Here is a 20,140-nt window from a genome sequence, read left to right as displayed (position 1 = left end):
CGTTCTTTCATCACCAACCTGACCAACGGCGCCAAGGTGAAGGCCGGCGGCCCGACAATTGTCAAAGGCATCGCCTTCGATGGCGGAACTGGTATCAAGGACGTCAGCCTGTCGCCCGATGGCGGCAAGACCTGGCAGGCGGCCAAGCTCGGCAAGGACCTTGGCAAGTATTCGTTCCGTGAATGGCAGCTCTCGGTCCGGTTGCCGCCCGGCGCGCATGACCTCAAGGTTCGAGCCACCAACCAGGCCGGGCAGACACAGCCCGAAACCGCAACATGGAATCCNCCCGGCTACATGCGCAACGTGATTGAAACAACGTCTGTTACAGCAGCCTGAGGAGCCTGGTCATGACCTTGCACNGGANTGCGTTGAGAGCAGTATCGATGATGGCGAGTGTTGCTGCGATCGCTGGCATCNGCGTCGCAGTTCGGGCNAAACCGGTCTCTTACGAGCTCCCTCCGGAAACCGCCGCGTTCAAGCCGGGGCCAAACCTTGAGGTGGTGCAAGGCAATTGCACCGCGTGTCATTCGGCCGACTACATCAAAACTCAGCCACAGGGCCCAAAGTTCAAGAAGGATTTCTGGCAGGCCGAGGTCATGAAGATGATCAAGGTGTACGGCGCACCGATCGACGAAGCGGACGTCGGCAAGATCGTCGAGTATCTGTCGCAGACGTATTAAAGCGACCGCCGGTCGATCCGGCCGAACTGGTCCAGCGCTGCCTCGGGGGCCTCATGGGTGGATCTCGGCACGGCTTTGAGGCGCTATATGGATCAGTCGACACCGGTGAAGACACTGGTCAACCAAATACCGTTTGAAGTCGGGAGGCAGGTTTCCAGCAAAACAACTTCGAATCCTGCTCGTTTTAACCCCGCATGCAGCCACTGCGACAATGGTCTCGCCTCCAGTCCGATCCGCTTCACCGCGGAAATCGGCCCTGACCTGGTCTGACCAACAAATCGTGCAACAGGTCGTTGCACAATTGCCCTGGGGCCAGAATGTCAGTCGCCGCTACGCGGCCGAATTAGGGCGGTGATGTCGAAGGATGAAGGCGCGTATCGAGCGCGAACGCTTCCTGAAGGTGCGGCTGGTACGCGCCTTTCGCCCTGGTCGGGTCGAAGATCAGATTCCAGCTGTGTTTGGACACCACACATGGGATCACGACGAATTTGTGCTTGGCCAAGAGCACATCCGCGAACGCCTGCTGGCCTGCGCCTGGGATTCCCGGTCGCAGCCAATTGGTGTTCGGAACGTCGACAGGGCGAACAATATGAACGTCAGACACGTCGACGATATGAAGCGCGGTCAGTACGTGCGGCAGAGTGTCGAGCGCTTTGAAGCCTTTGTGAACCGCCACTTCGAGTATCGCGGTCGCTGGATCAAGCGCGCAATACACGACGCGAACGCCTTTGCTGTTCCACCGGCCGCCGACCTGGAATGCGCCTTCGCCACTATCCCAGATCGACGCAAAGCGCGCCTGATCGAGGCGCCAAGCGATGAGCTTGCCGCCTCCCAATTGCTCTAAGAAGGCGTCATGCATACACGCCGTATGCGAGGCGCGTGAGGTACTGTTCAACTAGCTCGATGCCCGCCGGAGTGGCAAGCAGGTCGATCGGGCGACGCTGGTCAAGACCGATGGCCGGACGCTCGAGCCACTGCTCTGCTTCTTCCTGCGAACCGAACACGTCCGTGGCCTTGGCCAGGATTTCCGCAAACTTCCAGGTCCGCCCACTTTGCTCCTGGCTGAGCGGCTTGTCGGGAGCGTCCTTGCGTCGCTGAAAGTTGCGAAGGCTCATTCCGAAGGCTTTTTCCAGCGAGTCGGTTTGAATGAAGAGGAGGTGACTGACGAACCTCGGCTACCACGAAGGCCGGTTATCCGTCCGCACCCAAGAGCTGATCCGATGCTTTTCAATCGACCATCACTTGTCCGTGCTGCGCCGTCGCGAAAGTCGAGATTATGCCGACGGATGCCTGTCAGTTTTTCTATGAATGCACCGGTTGCGGCACAAAGCTAAAGCCCAAGTCCGTGATCTGGATCATCGCCTCATCTGGATGGGCACAGCGCGCATGCTGAATGCGCGACGCTATAATCGTACACACTGCCGATACACCGGACCTTGCTACCTCGCCATGACCGTACCCGTGATGGTGCTCGGTGCGTGGGTCGTCACCAACGGCATACTTGGATGGGCTTGTTTGGGCGTGATCATCCTCGGTGGCAGCGGGCTGATATGGTGGGCCACAGAACGCGCTGGGGGAAGCTCACTTAGTGTTGAGAGCCGAACGCTGTTCACCGCACGAGGTCCGTTGTGGGTCAAGGAATGAACTTGGCTTTAAAGCGGTTCAGGGTCCGGCTTTACGCAGAGAGCGGACATTAGGCGTAGACAGGCGCCCTGGCATCCGCATGCAGATCACTCAGCTCCAAAACTCTTCAGGTGCGGGTGGACGTTGCTGTACGGCACTCCCAGGGTCTTGGAGACGTCGGCGACGGTGAGCGGTTGGCCGGCGCCTTCTGCAGCACTGAAGATCACCAAGGCGACAAACATCTGCTCCAGCGCGGCGCCGAAGTACTCCTGCTTATAGGGCTCGTGGTCATAAACCAGTAGTGCGAGGTCTACCATCAGTTGGCTGACGCCGACCGCGACAACTGCGCGACGTGGCATTGGTTTCTTCTTTTTGCTGGTGGGTCCTGTCCCGTGTCACAAAATGGATCAAGGGGAAGGTTTGGCAATAGCCAACTCGCGTGGGTCGCCTTGCGGTTGCAGTTCGTGTGGATAATGGCAGTTGGTCACCTGCCCAAAATGGGCACTGGCACTTTTTGCATGCGGCCATTCTTCCACTGCTCAAAATGGGCAACTTGCAGTTTGCAAAAAATGCGCTCAACAAATCGGGTCCAATCGAATTGATGGATCGTCGTCAGCATGCGTACATTGGATCGATCATCACTTGTGGTCTTTCAGCAGACGCGCAGCAGCGCAGGTCGCGCGGACAATGCGCTTGAAGTGGCGCGAGTTGAGCCGCTCCTGCAGGTGGCTTTCGTCGCAGATGTAGCCAGGGCCGCTCTTCTTGATGACGCGCTGCTCGACCAAGATATCCAACCAGCGTTGCACACTTCCGCGCGGCATGCCTGTCGCTCTCACGATAGCGAGCTGGGAGATGGGCGCGTGGCCTCGATCGTCGTTGAGTCGAATGGTCAGACCGATCATCAACTCGGGCCAGACCGCCCCGATGTGCTCGCCGTTCCTGTCGTACCCCTCAAGCAACAAGCGGACGATGACCAGCAGCATTTGAGAGACGATCGCGGACGCTTCACGCCGCGCTTTGCATTCAGGTGTTTGCATTACGGGCAAAGTAGGCAATTCAGTCCAACAGACCCAGTAACAAAAAAATCAGGTTCGCCCATACAATGCGGACAATCATAGGAGAGGGCCCACCATGGAGGACGATTACATGGACGACGAAATCATGCGTGATGATGGCACCGTGCGTCTCGACAGAGGCACCGCATGCGGAACCATCGCCATCTTCAAGGCCGAGGTACGGCAAGTATTTTTCAAACACCTCGGCAAACAGACGTGTTGGGATGACTGCTGCGCGCTCTCTTGGGCGCTTGACGACATTAGCCGCGAGCTGCTCATTGAGTTATGTGGCGCAAGACGACAGTGGCGACAGAGATGAGACGGCGATGATCACCATCCCGCAATTGCAATGACGCGCTTCCTGACCACAGTCACGCCGTTCTGCGTCGCTGTCTACACGGCCGACCAGATCGAAGGCGCCATTGCCAACGGCACGCCGGTCGTCAAGGTGCTCTCCGAGAGAGGCGACACGAACGCGGTCGGCACCAAGGGAGTTGTCGTCGGCTCGGTGGCTGGTCGGGGCATCGTCGACTATTTCGTCGAATGGGAGACCGCGCCGGATGTGCCGGTCGTCGTCGCCGACAATAAGATCGCGCGGCTGTCGTGATCGTTCGGGCGCAATTCCGGCGCTCGCGACCAGATTGACCAATATTCCTTCAGCCGATTGTCCGCCTTTACACGCGCGGGCAACCCCCGTAATCATCCAGTAGGTTAGCGCGCTGCGCGCCTGACGAACAGATTTTGTGCGACTTCGAGACGATCGCGCACATAAACGAGACTGGCTGGAATTCGGGCTCTGATCTCGGGCCCTTAAGTTCCACTTAAGTTTGCTCAGCAATCGCTGCACAAGGCAAACAAAGGAGTGCCCCAAATGTCTCGTCTTTCAGTTTTCGCCGCTGCAGCTGTTTTGTCGACGTTGGCGACAACCCCGGTTGCCTTCGCCAAGGAGCATCACCACGTCCGCAGAGGGCCGCAGTACATCAGCACCGGTCGCCCCAACCAAGGCTACGCCATTCCAGGCTTCGCCTACGCAGGTCCTAGGCTGCCGGTCCACGATGATACGCCGAGCTACGACGATCCGTCGAAGTTTGGCGGTGACGAGGCGCTGCCGGTGACGCACTGAAGCTTCGAGATGCCGGCAACGCGAGCTGGGATGCAGATCGCCTAATTCGTGCAAGCGTGCAGACGCGCTCGGCTGTGCATCTGCACCGCTGCACGTACAACCGACGCAAATCAGAAATCGAGTGGGGTCCCGATCGGCGCCGATCAGGACCCAGTCCTTAGGACCAACCGGAACAAAGCTTCCGCTAAAGCAGCAATGATCGTGCGGTTTGTACCGAGGGTCTCGCAAATACGAGCATTTCACGTTTGGGTCGTCCGACCGGGCCTTGCCGCGGTTGTCGGCGGCATCACTGCTTCCTTTTGAACACTCTATAAGCGCAGGATCACGTCCGTCGTCGCGTGCCGGATCGATCCAGAAACAGATGTTGGCGCCGGCAGCCCAGGGCATCGGATGTCCTCGCAATGTGGATCAGGAAGCCAAGTATCGCTTCTTCAGAAGCCCGGGCGGAGCCATCAGTGTACATTAGGAGCGCTGACTATCGGTGCGCCGCACAACACTTCGTCGCACTTCGCGATCCTTGTACACGCGCGGGCCTTCTGCGCTCCATGCACGGGAAGCATCATCATCTACCGTTCCGAGCCGAGGGATTGCAGTCAGTGATCGCCTTCATGGTCAACGAATGCTGCGATGGTGATCCTGAACTCTGCAATCTTGTCGCAGCCGATGCTGCGGCCCGCTGTTCGCTGGCGCCAACAAAGCGGCGTGCAAGGAAAATGATGGAAAAGAAGGCCGAATTGGCCGCAGTCGATTTGCACGGACTTGATCGTGGGGTTCTTCGGCAGGCATACCGCCCAGAGGGTGGCCAAGGAGTACGGCTTTGGTGCTGTCGTTTGAAGCAGCACGGGTCTCAAGCCGCGCCTTGACGCACGAAATCGCGCCCGCCACGAATCCGGTTATCGCGCCGCATAGTGTTTAAAGCTCGAGAGTTTTGGCTTCGTTCGACCCCGGTTGTGTCCGTCTCCGTTCCTGAGGTATCCGGGCTTATTCCGTGCTTGGGCCGCATCTGGTGAGAAGACCTCCTCCCGCCGTGGGTTGCGCAACCTTGCGGCGGAGGAAGCGTACTTGCTCGCGTCGATCACCATTTCATGCGCTTCAATGCTGGTTGCTCCTCGCTATCGCCATCCCACGTCCGCCGCGTCATGCGCATAGAACCAGCCAATATTCGCAATCGAGCGGTCGCCCGACAAGACCATCGCCTCGTCGCGGGCGCGTTGCGCGTCGCCGTCGGGTAGATGGAAGCGGGTGCGGTTGGCGGCACTGGCCTGCTGCAGCTTCGTCGTGCGCGGCTTGCGCAACGCTTCATAGCGCGCCAGTGCGCCCGCGCTGTCGTCGGGCATGGCCTTGAGTAGCGCCGCGAGCGCGGCGCCGTCCTCGATCGATTGCGCGGCGCCCTGCGCCCATCATCGGCAGCATGGGATGGCAGGCATCGCCTAGAAGCCTGACACGACCGGCGCTCCAACACGGCAGCTCGGCGCGGCCGTGCAGCGCCCAGATAAAGGTCTCGGGAAAGGCGCCGATCAGGCAGCGCACCGTCGGATGCCAGCCATCATAGCGCGAAAGGACGTCGGCCACCTCGCCTTTGTCAATCCAGGACTCCTGGGCCCAGTCACCATGCTCGACGACGCAGACCACGTTCATCATCCGCCCGGCCGAGACCCAGTAGTGCACGACATGGCCGTCCGGTCCCAACCAGCTGTGCGAAGCGATCCCGATGCTGAGATGTCTGATGCGCTCGGCCGGCACCAGCCCGCGCCACGCAACGCAGCCGGTGAAGCGCGGTTTCTCAGGACCGAAGACGAGACTGCGCACACGCGAATGAATGCCGTCGGCACCGACCAGGAGGTCTGCTTCCACCGTCGCGCCGTTCTCGAACCGCGCAATCACGCGCTTCGCCCTTCTGCTCTAGCCCTATGAGCTTGTGGCCGGTATGCAAACGCTGCTGTGGCAGTGCATCGGCCAGAAGGCTGACAATCGGCGCGATGGAAGTGGTGGTACGGGGCACCGAAGGCGGCCTCGACCTCAGGCCCGAGCGGTGCGTGCTGCAAGGTGCGTCCATCGTCCCAGCGCCGTTGATGTCTCGCGCCCGGCCGCATACCGACAGCATCTATCGCCGCCTTAAGGCCCAGCCGCAGCAGGAGCCGAGAGGCGTTGGGGCTGATCTGAATGCCTGCGCCGATTTCGGCGATGTGCGGCGCCTGCTCATAGACATGCACGTCAAGTCCAGCCTTCAGAAGCTGTAACGCCGCCGAGAGTCTATCCCTCCGCCAACGACTTTCATGGGAATTCTTTTGCCTCGGAAGCGTATAATCACAACCCGTTGAGTTTAATGGCTAGGCCCATACCTTCGTATCGGCCGGCCGATGCGGTCGCGGGAGTCAGGCGGGAAGCTTGTCCGCGAGCACCGCGGGTTGGCGAATCTCTGGAGCTACGGCAAGTAGATCGGCCGCATTAGCCATCAGTGCCGTCGCGACCGCGCCCTTGAGATGCGCCGTCCGTCCGGCTTCATCATTAAACGCGTCGAAGATCGCGAATGTCTCTTGGTCGATGCGCACGGCAAACCGTGCAATCGTGCCGGTCTCAGCCATGACGAGGTCGCGCGCATTCGTAAGAAAGGTCGCAACGTCCTCCTCCCGACCTCGTTTTCGCCTTCAACTCAACGTAGAGTGCAAAGCGTGTCATAAGCGGTCTCCTTCGCTATGGTCATCTTGTAGTTGCGCAGAGGAACGTTGTGCGCCGTCAGAGCGCACGAATGGTCGCGAACCGCCTCCGCCAGTGCTGGCTTTAGATCAAGGAACCGCGTATCGAGCGCGGCTGGGTCCTCGCGGTTCAAGGTGGTCATCTTCGCCCAAAACTCGCCGCCTCGAATTACTTCGAGGGCGTTCTGTTTTATTCCCTCGATAACGGCCGCGGCAACGGCACTCGCCGGCTCTCGTGCAAAGCCGAGCTCGGGGCCTGCACGCGACGAACGATTCATCGGCGTCTCGGTCGCCCCCGGATAGACCGTCATGACATGCACGCCCTCGCCCTTCAATTCCCGGCGAAGCGATTCACTGAATTTAGCCAAGCCGGCTTTGGCCCCGGCATAGGTGGCATAGAACGGTGCCGCGACAAGCGCGACGTCCGATGTAATGTTCACGATTAGGCCGTCGGCGTTCGCCCTCAACGCGGGCAGGGCCGCCCGCGTCAGCAAGATCGGCGCGACCAAGTCGACCTCGATCATCGATCTGATCTCTTCCTCGGTGCTGTCCTCCAGCCGACCGGCCCTAACTCCGCCAGCATTGTTGACAAGTACATCCAGACCGCCGAGCTTCTCGAGCGCGCAGGTAAGCGTCATCTCCCCGACCTTTCTCCGTGCTGACATCCGCGGCAACGTACTCGAGACGGCCACCCTGACGTAGCTGCTCAGCGGCAGTGCGCAGAACATCCAGCCGTCGACCGGTAATCGCGACCTCCGCTCCGTTGGCCAACATTGCCTCGGCGGTCGCAAATCCGATACCGCTGGAGCCGCCAGTGATCAGCACTCGTTTTTTCTGAAGTTTCATTGGCTGTCTCGCTTTGTTTCGCTTTCGGACGATTTGAGGCGGCGGGCCTAACGAGCGACTTTCGCATAGTTGGAAGGAAAGAGTGCGCGGTCCGCTTCTTCATCCATTTCCTTCTTGAAGGCATGGGTTTTCCCCAACGCGCGAGCTCTCGCCACGGCCGGGCGCGCATCGATCGCCCGAAACCAGCGTTCGAGATTAGGAAACGCCGCCAGGGGTACCCCATCGCCCGGCAGCACGCGTGGGGCACGATCCAACCATCCCCATGCGGAAATATCGACGATTGAATAATCGTTCCCAACGATAAAATCGCGTTCCTTCAGATGCTCATCGAGCACCTCGTAATGACGCTCGACTTCTCTTCGGTAGCGATTGACGGCGTAGGCGAGCTTTTCTGGAGCCGCGTACTGGAAGTGTACGGCTTGTCCCGAGAATGGGCCGACGCCGGTTGCGATGAAGAAGAGCCATGACAACAATACCGGTCTATCAGCCGGTGAACCGATCAGACGTCCTGTCTTCTCGCCAAGGTAAAGCAGTATCGCGCTGGAATCGAAAACCCGCATCTCCTTACCGCCAGGTCCTTCCGTATCGACGATGGCAGGCACCTTGCCGTTGGGATTAACCGCGCGAAACTCCGGCGTGTGCTGTTCACCCCTGCTGGTATCAATCGCAACCAATTGGTAGGCCAAGCCGACTTCCTCAAGCATCAGCGCGATTTTTGTCGGATTGGGCGTTGGGTGGAAATAGAAACGGATCATCGATCTTCTTCCTTTATACTGCTTCGATTGGCGAAAACTGCAGCGAACACGACCATCATCGCGATGACGCAGATGGCTGTCGTCGAATGCCATAACGGCCGTTCACTGAGGACCGGGATTGCCAACACGGTCACTGTCACCAGCACAAACGCAGTGGTTGTCGGGGCTGCGCGCGGTCCAGGCGAGACGACGGTGCGATTGAAGACCTCACATATCATGATGCCCCAGTAATTCCCGACCGGATGCTTGAGACAGGGTCGAAACGCCAACTCCGAGATAAAGCGGCAGACGGAAGACGGCGGACCGGAGGCAAGTCAGCGCCACAGTCTGACGTCGTGTAAGGTCCCATTGGGCGCAGCCGCACTGTGTAGAGCGCCCACATTATCGCGCGGCGAGCGACAGACGGTGTGCCCCTCCAAGAATCGGACGAGACCAGGCTCGGACGTGTCGTCGAGTTTTCAATGGCAGTTGAACTCATCGGACTAGTAGCATCAGCGATCTATATCCGTGATCGACTATCGTTTTGGATCACTCGATCTAAAACAAATCAAGCGCGCGTTTTGCAAGACCGCATTGTGATTTTGGATACTCGCCGGTAATGGTGGCGGTAAGCCGATTGACTCGCAAACGGGCGCCGACTTCGATTGTCAGGCAGCCGCGCTGAATGCTATTGGATTGATTTCAGCCAGCGAAGCGCAGGATGGAACGAGGTAGGACATAATGGCGAGGCCGCGCGAGTTTGACGAAGCCGCCGTGCTGGACGCTGCCATTGAAAGATTCTGGCAGCGCGGTTATGAGGCGACCTCGGTGCGCGATTTGGCTAACGAAATGAACATCGCGGGCGCCAGCCCCTACAATGCCTTCGGCGACAAAGCGGACTTTGTATGAGCGCTCGCTCAATCGGTATCTCGACCAGATGTTCCGTGAACGCATTCACCGCATCGAATCCACTTTCCCTCCGCGGGAGGCGATCAGCGCCTTTCATGCGGAGATCATCAAGCGCTCCCTCACTGATCAGCAGCGCCGCGGCTGTCTGCTGGTAAACTCGGCCATCGAGAGCGCGCCGCACGACGCCCAATTCTTGGGTATCGTGGCAACATTTCTCGAGGAAGTGGAGGCTTTCTTCCTTCGATGCGTTTCCCAAGGTCAGAGAGAGGGGACCATCGCGAGAGCCCATTCGGCCGAGGACCTTTCCAAGTCTCTTCTTGGGGTTCTCCTCGGTATTCGTGTGCTCGCGCGCGTTCGCCCCGAACGCAAGCTGCTGGAGGGCCTCGCGCGACCAGTGCTCGGGTTACTTGACGATACCATCCAATCACGAAGCCGACGACGCGCCAGAACTAACTGATGGTAAACATTCGAGTGGCGGCGAGGTGCTTTCGACGTTGGGTTCCGAATCATTTCAATCCTTTCGTCTCGGCCGCGCAACCGTCGCGCTCCCGCTCCACTCGCGAGCTATATCGCCCTTTGCGGGCTTGAAAGAAGGAGCGCGCTCTCACGCGAGCCACATTCGCGCGCGTCAGAAGCCAAAGGTCTTGTGTCGTGCCAGGGCATGCTTCGGTGCACCAACCTATTAGCCGTCCGAATACGAGCGATCGGGATGAAGATGCTCGCCGATGACTGCCGCGCCGCAGGCGATTGCATGGCCACCTACCAAAGCTTCGTGGCGTCGGCGGTGGACGTCTTCGCTGAGAGGACAACGACTTTTGTCCCAAGCGGGACGCGTGAATAGAGGTCGATCACGTCCTGGTTCATCATGCGGATACATCCGGAAGAGACCGCTTTGCCGACGCTGTCCGGTTCGGGCGTTCCATGAATGCGGTAACGCGTATCCTGTCCAGCCCTGAAGAGGTAGAGCGCGCGAGCCCCAAGCGGATTTCCGAGGCCACCTTCCATCCCTCTTGCCCATTTTGCGTAGCGGTTCGGTTCACGGGCGATCATGGCGCTCGTCGGTGTCCAGCGCGGCCATTCTTTTTTGTCCTGCACGAGGCCCGTCCCGGCAAAAGCCAAGCCCTCACGGCCCACGCCGATGCCGTAGCGGATGGCTTGGCCGCCCTTCTGAATGAAATAAAGAAAGCGACTATGTGGATCGACGACAATGGTACCGGGTGGATACGGCGATCGGTAGGTGACAATCTGCTTGAGGAATTGTGGATCCAACTGAGACGTGTCGAGTGCATCCACCGGAAACTTTTCCGCGCCAAGCGCGGCGTAATCTGCCTTGGTATCGGAGGCTGTGGGAGTTGGAGTTATTGCCGGCGACCCGACCGTGACCGAGCATCCTGCAAGAGCAGTGGCTGAGATGCAGGCGAACAGGACGAGCCTCAGCCGCTCGCCAATACAACGACCCAGCATGATTTCCTACCCTGAGGATCCGCGCGATTACTTAGCTTTCTGACGCAGACGCGCGTCGGCCACCACGCGGATGAAGCCCTGCTCGTTCAGGGCCTGGTAGGCGCCGACAAGGAACCCCGGTGTTCCCTGCAAGCCAATCGCTTCCGCAATATTCAGATTTCGTTTGATCAACTTCGCGATGTCGTCGGCATGCGCGATCATATCCGAGTCCAATCGCGCTGCATCGACGCCTGCATTGCGGGTCGCTTCAATCATCTTCTCCTGGCCTACTCCGTAGCCCGGGATGTCCATCAGGGCGTGATGCACCGGGAGGTATTTGCGCTGATATTTCGCCCAACGCAAGACGCGCACCGATGATCGAGGTCGGGTGCAGGATCGGCCAGTCCTTGTAAACCAGGCGGATACGGCCGTCATCCTTGACGACCTTCTCGAGATTTTTTGCCGCCGCCTTGCAATAGGGACAATTGTAATCGAAGAAGTCGACGATCGTCAGATCGCCGTTCGGATTGCCACCTGTCGGGGTCTCTGGATCGTTCAGGATGATATCCCGCGTGATCTCGTCATCAGCGAAGGCGTCGCTCGACGCGACAAGAACGGTGGCCGAAAGAGCTGCCAGTCGCAAAAACTGAGCTCGGGAAAGCGGATTAATCAAAGTAGTCTCCTATCGAATGATATGATCAGGCACGCAGGGCCTTCGCAAGTTTGCTCAGGAAGCCCGCCACCCCAATGTCGCCCACGACGCGCGCTTCCTGAATTTCGCTGCCATTAGGATTAAGAAAGACAATCGTCGGAGGCCCCACGACCGCGAAGCGCTTCATCAGGTTCTTGCTGTCCTGATCGAAATGCGTGAGGTCGGCTCGGACGAGCAGCATTCCGCGCAGCTCCTGCCGTACGGCATCTTGCGAGAAGACGTTTCGCTCCATGAGCTTGCATTCCGTGCACCATTCGGCAGAGAAATCGATCATGACCGCCCTTCCCTGCCTCCGGCCGAGATCGATCGCATCTTCGAGAGCGGCCTCATTGGTCACGGTCCGAAATCCGTCTGCCTGGACAGTCGCGTTGGCTGCTGACGTCACGAGACCCATCGCAGCCAGCGGACGGAGTGGCTCATAGCTCGATCTGCCTGCGCCAACCGCCAGCGTAACGCCATAGACAATTGCCAAAGCGCCGGTCGTAGCCGCGGCGAAGTGAGGCAACCGGCGCTGACGGGACATGAGGACGGCCGCAATGAAGTAGCCTCCGACCGCAAGAAACAGGCCTCCCCATGCCCTCGCTACGAGCTGCATCGGGATGACTCGCGAACTCATCCAGATGGCGAGCGCGATGAAGATGAAGCCGAAGATGTGCTTGACCCGCGTGAGCCACGGCCCCGAACGTGGAAGTACCCTGGTGCCCAGCACGCCAAAGGCGACAAGCGGGAGTCCCATCCCCAACCCCAGAGCAAATAGTGCCAGTGAGCCGCGTATCACGAGCCCAGTCTGAGCCACGTAGATCAACGCGGCGGCAAGCGGCGGGGTTACGCATGGTCCTACGATCAGAGCGGAGCCGAAGCCAAGTGCAGCGGCGCCGCCGATGGAGCCTTTGTTCCCTGCGTTTTCCGCAAGTCGCAACGTCCACGACTGCGGCAACTGGATCTCGTAAAGACCGAACATAGAGAGCGCGAGCGCCGCAAATACCAGGCTCATGGCGGTTGTTGCCGCCGGCGTCTGCAAAACAATCTGTAAATTCTCGCCCGACCATGCCGCGAAGACCCCGAGAGCGCCGTATGCGGCAGCCATCGCGAGGACATAACTGGCGGACAGAACGAAACTACGTCCCAGGGAGAGCGCGCCGCCCGAGCGCGCAAGCATTCCCGACATGATTGGAATCATGGGAAACACGCAGGGCGTCAAGGACAGCAAAATACCGAAGCCGAGGAAGGCGAACAACATCGACGAGAGACTGTTGCCAGACAGGGCCGCTGACTCCGACTCGATTTCGCTGCACGTTTCCTGGGTGACCTTTTTGGGAACCGGGACGTTGGCGTCGGACATCTCGGAAGGAGGCACGATCTTGGTCTCCTTCAGCTGCATCACCAACCAACAACGTCGAAAGATCGACTGTCTTCGAGATAGGCGGGTAGCAGATGGTGTTTTCCGCACACCCTTGATAAGTGACGATCAGGCTGCCCTTGACGGACGCAAGCTCCGGCGCCACGGTCGCTGCCGCTGATAGATGATAGACCTCGGTTGGTCCGAAATTCGGGTCCTCCTTGAGCTCGCCGGCTTCGGTCTCGATGCGAACAGGCCGGCTGTCGATCGTCGCGGTGATGCGGTCCCGGTAGAGGTAGTGACCCGGCGCAATGGTCCATCCTAGCCTCACCCCGCCCTTACCCGCCCACTCCGCGTGGAACTGAAAAGCTTGATCGGCCGGTTTGATTCCGGCTGCCTCGGCCAGAGCCGCCGCTGCCGTTAGCGCCATGAGCAAAGTAACAAATCCGAGTATGCGCCCGTATGACATGGAGTCCCCCTTCCGCTACGGCGTGGGTTCCAGTTCGGGCCGCCACCTTAAGCCAGCCTTAAGGTCCGCCGCCGACGCGAAATTCAGAATGAGGAGCGGCTTCAATGCGAATTTTGGTCGTCGAGGATGATTCAGTTCTCGCGGACGGTCTAAAAGTAGGCCTCGGATTATACGGTGCGACGCTCGACGTGGTCGCCACTTGCACGGACGGACAGGCCGCGCTCGCAACAGACGAGTTCGACGCAGTCGTGCTGGACCTCATGCTTCCTGATGGATCCGGCCTGGATCTATTGACATCGTTGCGTGCCAAGGGCCACCGGATCCCGGTTCTCCTCTTGACCGCTCTTGATGAAGTGTCGGATCGAATTAAGGGACTGGATGCGGGTGCCGATGACTACGTTGGCAAACCCTTCGATCTGGACGAACTCGCAGCCCGAGTCCGCGCGATCAGTCGCCGGCAGCAAGGCCGCGCATCGCCTTACGTGTCTCACAATGGAGTGACGCTTGATGTGGCACGATTGACGGCGTCCGTTGATGGAACCGTCATCAGCCTATCGCGTCGGGAATTTGCGATCCTGTCGGCGCTTATGGATCGCCCGGGCATCGTTCTTTCCAAGAGCGATCTGGAAGCGCGCCTTTATGGCTGGCAGGAAGAAATCGAAAGCAACACGGTCGAAGTCCACGTGCATAAGCTCCGTAGTAAGATTGGACGATCCAAAATCGAGACATTAAGGGGCATTGGCTATCGCATGAGGCCGGCTTCATCATGAATTCTCTTAAACGCAAGCTGTTCTTCATCCTTGTCGTGACAACAGGCCTCATTTGGATAGCCGCGACGTGCTGGATTTATGTTGGCACTACGCACGAGGTTGAGAACGTTCTCGATTCAAGGCTACAAGAGGCGGCGCGCATGGTGTTGTCGTTGGCGTCGAGCAACGGCATCGGCTCCTTCCAAAAGGATTCGGACTCAAGTCACGCGGCCGAGTTCTTGACCTATGATCGCCAGCTTTCCTGCCAGATTTGGTCACTTGACGGTCGCCTTGTGGCAAGGTCCAGCGGTACCCCGAATGAGAGTCTTAGCGACAATCGCACGGGCTTCTCGGAACGCACGATCCGGGGCGAGAAGTGGAGAGTCTTCACTGCTGAGGATCCCACGAAAAATCTTCGAGTCCTCGTAGGCGACAGACTGGGATTGAGGGAGACGTTTGTGGCCGACATTATGAAGGGTCTTCTGGCTCCAATGTTCCTGGCAATCCCCGTTCTCGCATTCCTTATCTGGGCAAGCCTCAATCAGGGCCTTCGACCGCTGCATGCGCTCGCCGCGGATCTCCGGCGCCGCAACGCCGACGACTTGACTCCAGTTGAGACAAAAGGAATTCCGAAAGAGATCCTCCCCATGGTTTTTTCACTTAACAATCTGTTCGAAAGAGTTAGGGAGGCTCTTCGTCACGAGAGACACATCACCGCGTTCGCTGCACATGAGCTGCGCACTCCCTTGGCGGGTTTGCGGACCCAAGCGCAGATCGCAATGACGGCGCGAGACGCGAACATACGGGACGCAGCGCTCAGTCAGATACTGTTCGCCGTAGATCGCACCACTCGACTCGTTCGTCAGCTACTGACGATCGCCAGGCTCGACTCGGGGGCCGCCGCGCTCCTAACGGAGCTCAACGTGGGAGAGGTTGTGGAAGAGGTGGTCGACACCCTTCCACCACCGGATAGGAACACCGACGTTATTGTTGATCCGATCCTGCATAGCACTGTTGTCACCGCGAACCGAGACTCTCTTCTGCTCGCCATCCGAAATTTACACGAGAACGCCGTTCGCCATATGCCGCGGCGAGGAACCATCCGCTGGTCCTCGGAGGCCACCAAAGATGGCACCACCGTATTTGTCGAGGACACCGGCCCCGGCATTCCGAAAGAGGAGCTCGCGCTGGTTACCAAACGCTTCTTCCGCGGCCGCAACAAAAGCTCGCTCGGCAGCGGGCTCGGACTTTCTATTGTGGACATGGCTGTACGGACGAGCGGAGCGCGGCTCCGATTGCTCAACAGAGAAGATACCTCGGGGCTGCGCGCCGAGATGATTTGGGATACTCGGTCGGCCCAGCGCTCTTCAAAGGCAGGCCCTGATAAGCTAAGCGTAGTGGCCGAATTCTTCTAGATCCCGTAATCGTCAGGTTTTGCCGCAAAAAACGCGACGATGGAGCGGAGTTGAAAGTGCAGGGGATGCGGCATCTGATCCGACTAGCTCCGACCCGCCCTGCCAATGTCCTCGACGCTAGACCCATCATTTAGCTTCGATCCTTCCCCTCGACGGCCGCATAGTTCCGGTCTCGCCGGCGTTTAAGATCTCGCACCGGTTTCGCTGATCCTCCACCGTCCCCAACGCACCTTCCTATTCGAAGTCGAGACGGCACCCATTGAGTTGAAGCTGTATGGCTTTGAGCACAGGGCTTCAAAAACGATACCGGAGCCCGACTGTCGGATCGATCGTAGATCTCTGAAGAAAGCCGCTGGCTAGGCCATTCGACACTTGCGACCACATTATGCCAGCGTACACATCCATATGTTGCGAATATCTGTAATCCATCAAGAACGAGAGCGCATCGAGCTGGCCACTGCATTGCGCAAGACTGGCATTCGAACAGCGCCCGGCATTGAAGCTGGTTCCTGCTGCTCCGTGATAGCTGTTCTGCTCCTCGTGATAATAGGCGAATTTCAAGTCGAGGTCAGGTCTGGCTTCGTATGTTGCACCGGTCCAAAATATTTGGAGCACCCTGTCCGTAGTAAAGCTATTGTTGGACACGGTCCCGAGCACATATCCGCCCGTGATGAAATCGCCCGGGCTCAACGGTGTTTTTGGATTCGCGAACTGGATGTGCTCATACCCGCCAAAGAATTTGAAAGGACCGATGGCGTACTTTGCAACCAGCATGTAGCTGGTATTGTCCGAGATCGTTCCGGCGACCAGTCCATTCCCGATATTCGTCGGTAGTACATTAGGAAGTGGAAATGGCAGCGGGCTCGCAGAGCTTGCGCCATTGATCTGACTGAGAATCGCATCCACGGACAGACCGAGGTAACTCCCGCCCACCTGCGCCTGCACTGCATTGCGGGGTCCTGCTTTGGGGCCTGAGCCAATCTGTGCTTGAATTGCGCCACGCACGGGACCCAAATTCACGCCATACTTGAGTGAATTGTCCAGGATCCGATTTTCTGTATCGCCACCGCCGCCGGTGGCGCCCTGAAAGCCAATGACGGAGAAAGCACTGGCGCTCGCCATCGGATCGTAGGCAACTACAGCCTCAGACGTCAAAGCGGCTTGCCGCCCGTATGTCAGTGTGCCGTAGGTCGGAGAGCTCAAACCTGCGTAAGCCGCGACATTGAAAGCCTGACCGGCTTTGGCGGAATCGGCAAATGAGTTCTGCCTGTCGATCGGCAGACCATTGTTCTGCACGATGGACCCCCCTCCGTCGGAAAGCAGGCCCGACTGCGGATTGAATGCAGTTTCAAGTTTGAATATGGCGGCGACGTCGTCCGCGATGTCCTGCTTACCTTTAAGGCCGATGAACGACCCGGCAAATCCATTAGCGCCTATGCCGAAATACGATCTGTTACTGTTTCTCGCAATCAAATAGTTCACGCCGGTCCCTGCAGTGGGGCTCAACGGGGCACCGTGACTCAGATAGGTCAGACCCACGTCGACCTGGCCATATAGCGTAAGACCATGCCAGGTCAGGCTGTCATCCATGGGCACCTTAGGATCTTTGGTAACAGCCAACGCATTCGCCGGCAGCTCCAGCTTCTTCGCAGGCTCGGACTTCCGAGCTCGAGCGCCGAGCTTTCTCGGGTGCTTCTTGAGTCCTTCCCATCCATTGTCGACTACTCCTTGCGAAGGTGGGAGCTCTTCCAATGAAGCCTTAGGAAGCTCACCCGCGCAGGCCGCAGTCGTCAAGCCAAGAACGGCGGCTGTAGATATTGTAACTTTCATGGCGATGCCCTCCCAATGTGAGCCGGCAAAACGATCCATGATGAATCGAGAAAGCCAGGCCAGTTGTTTTGAGGGGCAAAATCGCTTCGTAGCTTAAGCCAGTCTGAAGCTTATGCCGGCTCCAGGGAGGCCTTCACCTTGAGATTGCAGGTCCGCGGCAACGCTAAGTATTTTGTGAGTTAGGCCGGAGAACTTGTTCATTGTGAGCGAAGACACCAAAGAGCCACCTACATCGATGCTCTCTTCAGCTCGGCTTAAGCTGCGCGATCACACTTTCCGACGTCAACTCGCTTCAGCGAACGAGTGACAGATGCTCCACACACATAGCTACACGGTTGCCACTATCTCGATTAGGCGAAGGCTTACGCGCGTTCGGGCAATCGCACTGCCCTTAGTCATCACTGCCTCTGCCAATATCAGCGGTATCGGTTCCATTCTCCCCCAACCGGCCTATGGTTCAGAATATGCTTGGTGCGCCAGGCGAGAAGGTGCCGCGCAGCGCGATTTTGTTACGCGCGAGCAATGCCTGCGAATGACCTCGTGGGAACCGCTTATGAATGCATCGCCAACCCGCGTCTGGTCGCTGAAGCGCCGTCGGGCGCTCGCGAGATGATCCCAAGACCGTAATTCCCGGGGGTACTATCGGGCCGGAGCTCATTATAGCCGAACGAACGATCCGGCTGGGGGTCCTCACATTGAGCCAATCGAACAATTCGCTGCCGTGAAGAGCTTCCGAGGAATTGGAGAACCCGCAATCGCCACAGAAGGTTCTATAACCGGCTGCAGGAGACAAGGCTCAAGCGCAATTCCGCGAACAGCTTGGAACGTGGCCCTCTAGGAACTGCGGGCTCGAGCCGCAGCGGCGATCTTTCCGTCACAGCGTGATCGTCAAATGCAGCCATTGACTAAACGCTGCAGCATTTCTGAACAATCTTTGCGGCCCTTGCGCGCACAAAATCCCACGTCACGACTCACGTCGGCCCCGTCAGCGCATGGTGCGCGCTACGCGGCGAATATCTCCTAGGCAACAAAGCACATCGGCGGGGCGCACGGGTCGATCGCTTTCTCCTTCAGTACGCGGCACAACTCACGGCCGGTTATCGGCCCCGGCTATTGAGACGTGATATTTAGTAAGGGGCTATAGAGCGAGTGAGCCGCTCGCAAATGCGGAACTGAATTTGCGAGCGAGCCACCCCTAAGCATCGAGATCGGTCTGCCGCCGAACTCCGCGGGCCGCGCCAGAGCCGGCAACCAACCGTCTCAGCAACCAGTTGTCCACTGCGAAGGGACCAGAACCACCAAGCACAAGCGCAACCAGACCGGCCAAATAAAGGAGATCCGTTTCATACCCAGGTTGGCCAAAGTGCGCCCCGTTCGGAGTTATGGCTTGGAGCTTTATCGACGAGAACCCGTACGGCAGATGGACAGTGAAGATAGCGACCAGCAACACGATAGCCATTGGAATGCTGACGATCGGAACAAGAGCCCCCAGGAGGACAAAAAATCCTCCCACGATTTCCGTTACGATCGTTATCCAGGCAAACACGTGCGGCATGGGAAGTCCCATCGCATGCAGAATTCCCGTGAAATTATCGGCACCGCGCAACAGCTTTGCAAAGCCGTGCTCGGCAAATCCGTACCCGACGATGAGGCGCAACGGAAGCGGTGCCCAGCGGCTCACCGACGAAGAGAGCAACAGCTGAATGACCGCGAGGCTCCGATCGATGGCGCTGGCAGCGCTTTTCGTGTTGTCATAGGACGTTCTTGACTTAGTCATTGCTTCACTTCTCTTTTGGTGGAAATGCGACCTCTCGTCAGCGATGAAAACAGTTCGCCCTCTCGAGCGATGTAATTGGCCGGCACTTTTTGGAGCATTGCCGTTGGGGGGTAACTGCTGTCCGGAACGCGGGCATGCTGCAGTTGCTATTGCGCGATGCAAAGGCCGCGTGAATGGGCATCACATCGTGCAGCGAGCAACGACGGAGGCAAGAGTGCACCATACGTAATGCGCTTTCGTTTCAACGGTTTGCTGGAATGAAGAGAAGCACACCACCTTAAGCGAACCTTAAGGACGGCTGGCCATATCAGGGAGAATGGTCCTGGCGCGGCTCTGGCCTGCTCTAACCATGCGGGCCAATCACCTGGAGCAACAGCATGTCGCGCAGATCAAAATCGAGGTCAACCAAGGAGGCCAACAGTTCAGAGTCCGTAGCGCGCTGAGATGCGTCGATCCTTAAAACGTCCGGATGACGAGCTATGGCGGAATCTGGGTGATGACGGCCTGAGAAGGGCGGCGTATCGAGGCGGGTAACCAGCCAGCCAGAACCTCTTATGCAGAGCGATACGCCATGAACGAGAATAGCAAGATTGTAGAGCTTCGCCAGCCTGGCGCGATGGATGATCCACTGACGAGTATTTTGCGGCATGGAGCACGCCAGCTTCTTGCGCGGGCGATCGAGGCGGAGGTCGCCGACTTTCTGAGCGATCATGCCGATTTGAAGCTGCCGGATGGGCGTG

The 20,140-nt window shown here is 58.5% G+C and carries 26 protein-coding genes and 4 pseudogenes; 12 read left to right on the top strand and 18 right to left on the bottom strand.

The window, feature by feature from the left end; all coding sequences use genetic code 11:
- Together YY7_RS0145615 and YY7_RS0145610 are read left to right on the top strand one after the other, a co-directional pair.
- A partial coding sequence (locus YY7_RS0145615; protein WP_028168881.1) for an Ig-like domain-containing protein occupies positions 1–336 on the top strand: 336 nt, incomplete at its 5' end.
- Between the two features lie 47 nt (positions 337–383).
- The gene (locus YY7_RS0145610; RefSeq protein ID WP_080663842.1) at positions 384–680 is read left to right on the top strand and encodes a sulfite:cytochrome C oxidoreductase subunit B; all 297 of its coding nucleotides are present in this window, start codon (positions 384–386) and stop codon (positions 678–680) included.
- 343 nt (positions 681–1,023) lie between these two features.
- On the opposite strand, the gene YY7_RS0145605 is transcribed toward YY7_RS0145610, so the two are convergent.
- Both YY7_RS0145605 and parS read right to left on the bottom strand, forming a co-directional pair.
- On the bottom strand, positions 1,024–1,539 hold the full coding sequence (locus tag YY7_RS0145605; RefSeq protein ID WP_028168880.1) for an RES family NAD+ phosphorylase: 516 nt from the start codon (positions 1,537–1,539) through the stop codon (positions 1,024–1,026).
- A pseudogene (gene parS / locus YY7_RS55390) lies at positions 1,532–1,825 on the bottom strand (type II RES/Xre toxin-antitoxin system antitoxin); the annotation flags it as partial. The pseudogene parS and the gene YY7_RS0145605, both read right to left, overlap by 8 nt.
- A gap of 92 nt (positions 1,826–1,917) precedes the next feature.
- Here parS and YY7_RS64650 point away from each other — a divergent pair.
- Positions 1,918–2,022 (top strand): annotated as a pseudogene (locus YY7_RS64650) (GDCCVxC domain-containing (seleno)protein); the annotation flags it as partial.
- A 388-nt stretch (positions 2,023–2,410) separates the two neighbouring features.
- Here YY7_RS64650 and YY7_RS0145595 read toward each other — a convergent pair.
- The gene (locus YY7_RS0145595; RefSeq protein ID WP_028168879.1) at positions 2,411–2,662 is read right to left on the bottom strand and encodes a hypothetical protein; all 252 of its coding nucleotides are present in this window, start codon (positions 2,660–2,662) and stop codon (positions 2,411–2,413) included.
- A 279-nt stretch (positions 2,663–2,941) separates the two neighbouring features.
- Positions 2,942–3,286 (bottom strand): hypothetical protein, encoded by a 345-nt coding sequence (locus YY7_RS0145585; protein ID WP_028168878.1) that lies wholly within the window; start codon positions 3,284–3,286, stop codon positions 2,942–2,944.
- A gap of 148 nt (positions 3,287–3,434) precedes the next feature.
- Here YY7_RS0145585 and YY7_RS0145580 point away from each other — a divergent pair, with 148 nt between their 5' ends.
- The 3 genes from YY7_RS0145580 (at position 3,435) to YY7_RS0145570 (ending at position 4,481) form a co-directional block, all read left to right on the top strand.
- Entirely contained in the window at positions 3,435–3,677 is a 243-nt protein-coding gene (locus YY7_RS0145580; protein WP_028168877.1) for a hypothetical protein, read from the top strand.
- Positions 3,678–3,707: 30 nt separating this feature from the next.
- On the top strand, positions 3,708–3,965 hold the full coding sequence (locus YY7_RS0145575; protein WP_028168876.1) for a hypothetical protein: 258 nt from the start codon (positions 3,708–3,710) through the stop codon (positions 3,963–3,965).
- Positions 3,966–4,229: 264 nt separating this feature from the next.
- Entirely contained in the window at positions 4,230–4,481 is a 252-nt protein-coding gene (locus YY7_RS0145570; protein ID WP_155255623.1) for a hypothetical protein, read from the top strand.
- Between the two features lie 593 nt (positions 4,482–5,074).
- Here YY7_RS0145570 and YY7_RS0145565 read toward each other — a convergent pair.
- The 3 genes from YY7_RS0145565 to YY7_RS61425 all read right to left on the bottom strand — a co-directional run bounded on the left by YY7_RS0145565 (position 5,075) and on the right by YY7_RS61425 (position 6,365).
- Positions 5,075–5,287: a hypothetical protein gene (locus tag YY7_RS0145565; protein WP_028168874.1), complete on the bottom strand. Its 213-nt coding sequence runs from the start codon at positions 5,285–5,287 to the stop codon at positions 5,075–5,077.
- Between the two features lie 306 nt (positions 5,288–5,593).
- Positions 5,594–5,818: a hypothetical protein gene (locus YY7_RS61430; protein ID WP_051397296.1), complete on the bottom strand. Its 225-nt coding sequence runs from the start codon at positions 5,816–5,818 to the stop codon at positions 5,594–5,596.
- On the bottom strand, positions 5,781–6,365 hold the full coding sequence (locus tag YY7_RS61425) for an FAD-dependent monooxygenase (protein ID WP_051397295.1): 585 nt from the start codon (positions 6,363–6,365) through the stop codon (positions 5,781–5,783). The genes YY7_RS61430 and YY7_RS61425 overlap by 38 nt, the downstream gene beginning before the upstream one ends.
- A gap of 95 nt (positions 6,366–6,460) precedes the next feature.
- Between YY7_RS61425 and YY7_RS61420 the strand changes: the two genes are divergently transcribed.
- Positions 6,461–6,721: a hypothetical protein gene (locus tag YY7_RS61420; RefSeq protein ID WP_051397294.1), complete on the top strand. Its 261-nt coding sequence runs from the start codon at positions 6,461–6,463 to the stop codon at positions 6,719–6,721.
- Between the two features lie 135 nt (positions 6,722–6,856).
- Here YY7_RS61420 and YY7_RS55380 read toward each other — a convergent pair whose 3' ends face one another.
- The 4 genes from YY7_RS55380 to YY7_RS0145545 form a co-directional block, all read right to left on the bottom strand.
- Positions 6,857–7,066: an antibiotic biosynthesis monooxygenase gene (locus YY7_RS55380; protein WP_433994574.1), complete on the bottom strand. Its 210-nt coding sequence runs from the start codon at positions 7,064–7,066 to the stop codon at positions 6,857–6,859.
- Positions 7,067–7,134: 68 nt separating this feature from the next.
- Positions 7,135–7,815, bottom strand: a complete 681-nt coding sequence (locus tag YY7_RS55375; RefSeq protein ID WP_283807054.1) for an SDR family NAD(P)-dependent oxidoreductase — start codon at positions 7,813–7,815, stop codon at positions 7,135–7,137.
- Positions 7,745–7,951, bottom strand: coding sequence for a hypothetical protein (locus tag YY7_RS64645; RefSeq protein WP_283807053.1), 207 nt, complete (start codon positions 7,949–7,951; stop codon positions 7,745–7,747). Before YY7_RS64645 ends, YY7_RS55375 begins: the two co-directional genes overlap by 71 nt.
- Positions 7,952–8,070: 119 nt before the next feature.
- A complete protein-coding gene (locus YY7_RS0145545; RefSeq protein ID WP_028168873.1) occupies positions 8,071–8,778 on the bottom strand; it encodes a glutathione S-transferase family protein in 708 nt (235 codons plus the stop codon).
- Positions 8,779–9,498: 720 nt separating this feature from the next.
- Between YY7_RS0145545 and YY7_RS64875 the strand changes: the two genes are divergently transcribed.
- The gene (locus YY7_RS64875; RefSeq protein ID WP_155255622.1) at positions 9,499–9,666 is read left to right on the top strand and encodes a TetR/AcrR family transcriptional regulator; all 168 of its coding nucleotides are present in this window, start codon (positions 9,499–9,501) and stop codon (positions 9,664–9,666) included.
- Entirely contained in the window at positions 9,659–10,123 is a 465-nt protein-coding gene (locus YY7_RS55370) for a TetR family transcriptional regulator C-terminal domain-containing protein (RefSeq protein WP_196237439.1), read from the top strand. The genes YY7_RS64875 and YY7_RS55370 overlap by 8 nt, the downstream gene beginning before the upstream one ends.
- Positions 10,124–10,425: 302 nt before the next feature.
- On the opposite strand, the gene YY7_RS55365 is transcribed toward YY7_RS55370, so the two are convergent.
- The 5 genes and pseudogenes from YY7_RS55365 to YY7_RS65390 form a co-directional block, all read right to left on the bottom strand.
- Positions 10,426–10,959, bottom strand: coding sequence for a L,D-transpeptidase (locus YY7_RS55365; protein ID WP_245287667.1), 534 nt, complete (start codon positions 10,957–10,959; stop codon positions 10,426–10,428).
- A 198-nt stretch (positions 10,960–11,157) separates the two neighbouring features.
- Entirely contained in the window at positions 11,158–11,421 is a 264-nt protein-coding gene (locus YY7_RS64640; RefSeq protein WP_283807052.1) for a hypothetical protein, read from the bottom strand.
- The gene (locus YY7_RS64635) at positions 11,378–11,752 is read right to left on the bottom strand and encodes a DsbA family protein (protein WP_283807051.1); all 375 of its coding nucleotides are present in this window, start codon (positions 11,750–11,752) and stop codon (positions 11,378–11,380) included. Before YY7_RS64635 ends, YY7_RS64640 begins: the two co-directional genes overlap by 44 nt.
- Positions 11,753–11,807: 55 nt before the next feature.
- Positions 11,808–13,202, bottom strand: a complete 1,395-nt coding sequence (gene dsbD / locus YY7_RS55355; protein WP_051397292.1) for a protein-disulfide reductase DsbD — start codon at positions 13,200–13,202, stop codon at positions 11,808–11,810.
- Between the two features lie 76 nt (positions 13,203–13,278).
- Positions 13,279–13,590: pseudogene (locus tag YY7_RS65390) on the bottom strand (protein-disulfide reductase DsbD domain-containing protein); the annotation flags it as partial.
- A gap of 143 nt (positions 13,591–13,733) precedes the next feature.
- Here YY7_RS65390 and YY7_RS0145515 point away from each other — a divergent pair.
- Together YY7_RS0145515 and YY7_RS55350 are read left to right on the top strand one after the other, a co-directional pair.
- Positions 13,734–14,399, top strand: a complete 666-nt coding sequence (locus tag YY7_RS0145515; protein ID WP_028168871.1) for a response regulator — start codon at positions 13,734–13,736, stop codon at positions 14,397–14,399.
- Positions 14,396–15,793 carry an ATP-binding protein gene (locus tag YY7_RS55350; protein ID WP_063623455.1) on the top strand — a complete coding sequence of 466 codons (1,398 nt, stop codon included), beginning with the start codon at positions 14,396–14,398 and terminating at the stop codon, positions 15,791–15,793. Before YY7_RS0145515 ends, YY7_RS55350 begins: the two co-directional genes overlap by 4 nt.
- 294 nt (positions 15,794–16,087) lie before the next feature.
- Here the strand turns inward: YY7_RS55350 and YY7_RS0145505 are convergent, their stop codons facing one another.
- Positions 16,088–17,662 carry a porin gene (locus YY7_RS0145505; protein ID WP_051397291.1) on the bottom strand — a complete coding sequence of 525 codons (1,575 nt, stop codon included), beginning with the start codon at positions 17,660–17,662 and terminating at the stop codon, positions 16,088–16,090.
- 1,156 nt (positions 17,663–18,818) lie between these two features.
- A complete protein-coding gene (locus YY7_RS55345; RefSeq protein WP_080664143.1) occupies positions 18,819–19,400 on the bottom strand; it encodes a DoxX family protein in 582 nt (193 codons plus the stop codon).
- Positions 19,401–19,971: 571 nt separating this feature from the next.
- Here YY7_RS55345 and YY7_RS64090 point away from each other — a divergent pair.
- Positions 19,972–20,140, top strand: a pseudogene (locus tag YY7_RS64090) (IS256 family transposase); the annotation flags it as partial.

Origin of the sequence: Bradyrhizobium elkanii WSM2783 (assembly GCF_000472865.1) — a bacterium.
GTDB classification, from domain to species: Bacteria; Pseudomonadota; Alphaproteobacteria; order Rhizobiales; family Xanthobacteraceae; genus Bradyrhizobium; species Bradyrhizobium elkanii_A.
This window is presented reverse-complemented; position numbering and strand designations above follow the sequence as displayed.

Bases quoted from the DNA above. Each gene is read 5' to 3' on its own strand.
- YY7_RS0145605 (WP_028168880.1), bottom strand. From the start codon at position 1,539: ATGCATGACGCCTTCTTAGAGCAATTGGGAGGCGGCAAGCTCATCGCT.
- YY7_RS0145595 (WP_028168879.1), bottom strand. From the start codon at position 2,662: ATGCCACGTCGCGCAGTTGTCGCGGTCGGCGTCAGCCAACTGATGGTA.
- YY7_RS0145585 (WP_028168878.1), bottom strand. From the start codon at position 3,286: ATGCTGCTGGTCATCGTCCGCTTGTTGCTTGAGGGGTACGACAGGAAC.
- YY7_RS0145580 (WP_028168877.1), top strand. From the start codon at position 3,435: ATGGAGGACGATTACATGGACGACGAAATCATGCGTGATGATGGCACC.
- YY7_RS0145575 (WP_028168876.1), top strand. From the start codon at position 3,708: ATGACGCGCTTCCTGACCACAGTCACGCCGTTCTGCGTCGCTGTCTAC.
- YY7_RS0145570 (WP_155255623.1), top strand. From the start codon at position 4,230: ATGTCTCGTCTTTCAGTTTTCGCCGCTGCAGCTGTTTTGTCGACGTTG.
- YY7_RS61430 (WP_051397296.1), bottom strand. From the start codon at position 5,818: ATGCCCGACGACAGCGCGGGCGCACTGGCGCGCTATGAAGCGTTGCGC.
- YY7_RS61420 (WP_051397294.1), top strand. From the start codon at position 6,461: ATGGAAGTGGTGGTACGGGGCACCGAAGGCGGCCTCGACCTCAGGCCC.
- YY7_RS55380 (WP_433994574.1), bottom strand. From the start codon at position 7,066: ATGGCTGAGACCGGCACGATTGCACGGTTTGCCGTGCGCATCGACCAA.
- YY7_RS55375 (WP_283807054.1), bottom strand. From the start codon at position 7,815: ATGACGCTTACCTGCGCGCTCGAGAAGCTCGGCGGTCTGGATGTACTT.
- YY7_RS64645 (WP_283807053.1), bottom strand. From the start codon at position 7,951: ATGTTGGCCAACGGAGCGGAGGTCGCGATTACCGGTCGACGGCTGGAT.
- YY7_RS0145545 (WP_028168873.1), bottom strand. From the start codon at position 8,778: ATGATCCGTTTCTATTTCCACCCAACGCCCAATCCGACAAAAATCGCG.
- YY7_RS64875 (WP_155255622.1), top strand. From the start codon at position 9,499: ATGGCGAGGCCGCGCGAGTTTGACGAAGCCGCCGTGCTGGACGCTGCC.
- YY7_RS64640 (WP_283807052.1), bottom strand. From the start codon at position 11,421: ATGGACATCCCGGGCTACGGAGTAGGCCAGGAGAAGATGATTGAAGCG.
- dsbD (WP_051397292.1), bottom strand. From the start codon at position 13,202: ATGCAGCTGAAGGAGACCAAGATCGTGCCTCCTTCCGAGATGTCCGAC.
- YY7_RS0145515 (WP_028168871.1), top strand. From the start codon at position 13,734: ATGCGAATTTTGGTCGTCGAGGATGATTCAGTTCTCGCGGACGGTCTA.
- YY7_RS55350 (WP_063623455.1), top strand. From the start codon at position 14,396: ATGAATTCTCTTAAACGCAAGCTGTTCTTCATCCTTGTCGTGACAACA.
- YY7_RS0145505 (WP_051397291.1), bottom strand. From the start codon at position 17,662: ATGGATCGTTTTGCCGGCTCACATTGGGAGGGCATCGCCATGAAAGTT.
- YY7_RS55345 (WP_080664143.1), bottom strand. From the start codon at position 19,400: ATGACTAAGTCAAGAACGTCCTATGACAACACGAAAAGCGCTGCCAGC.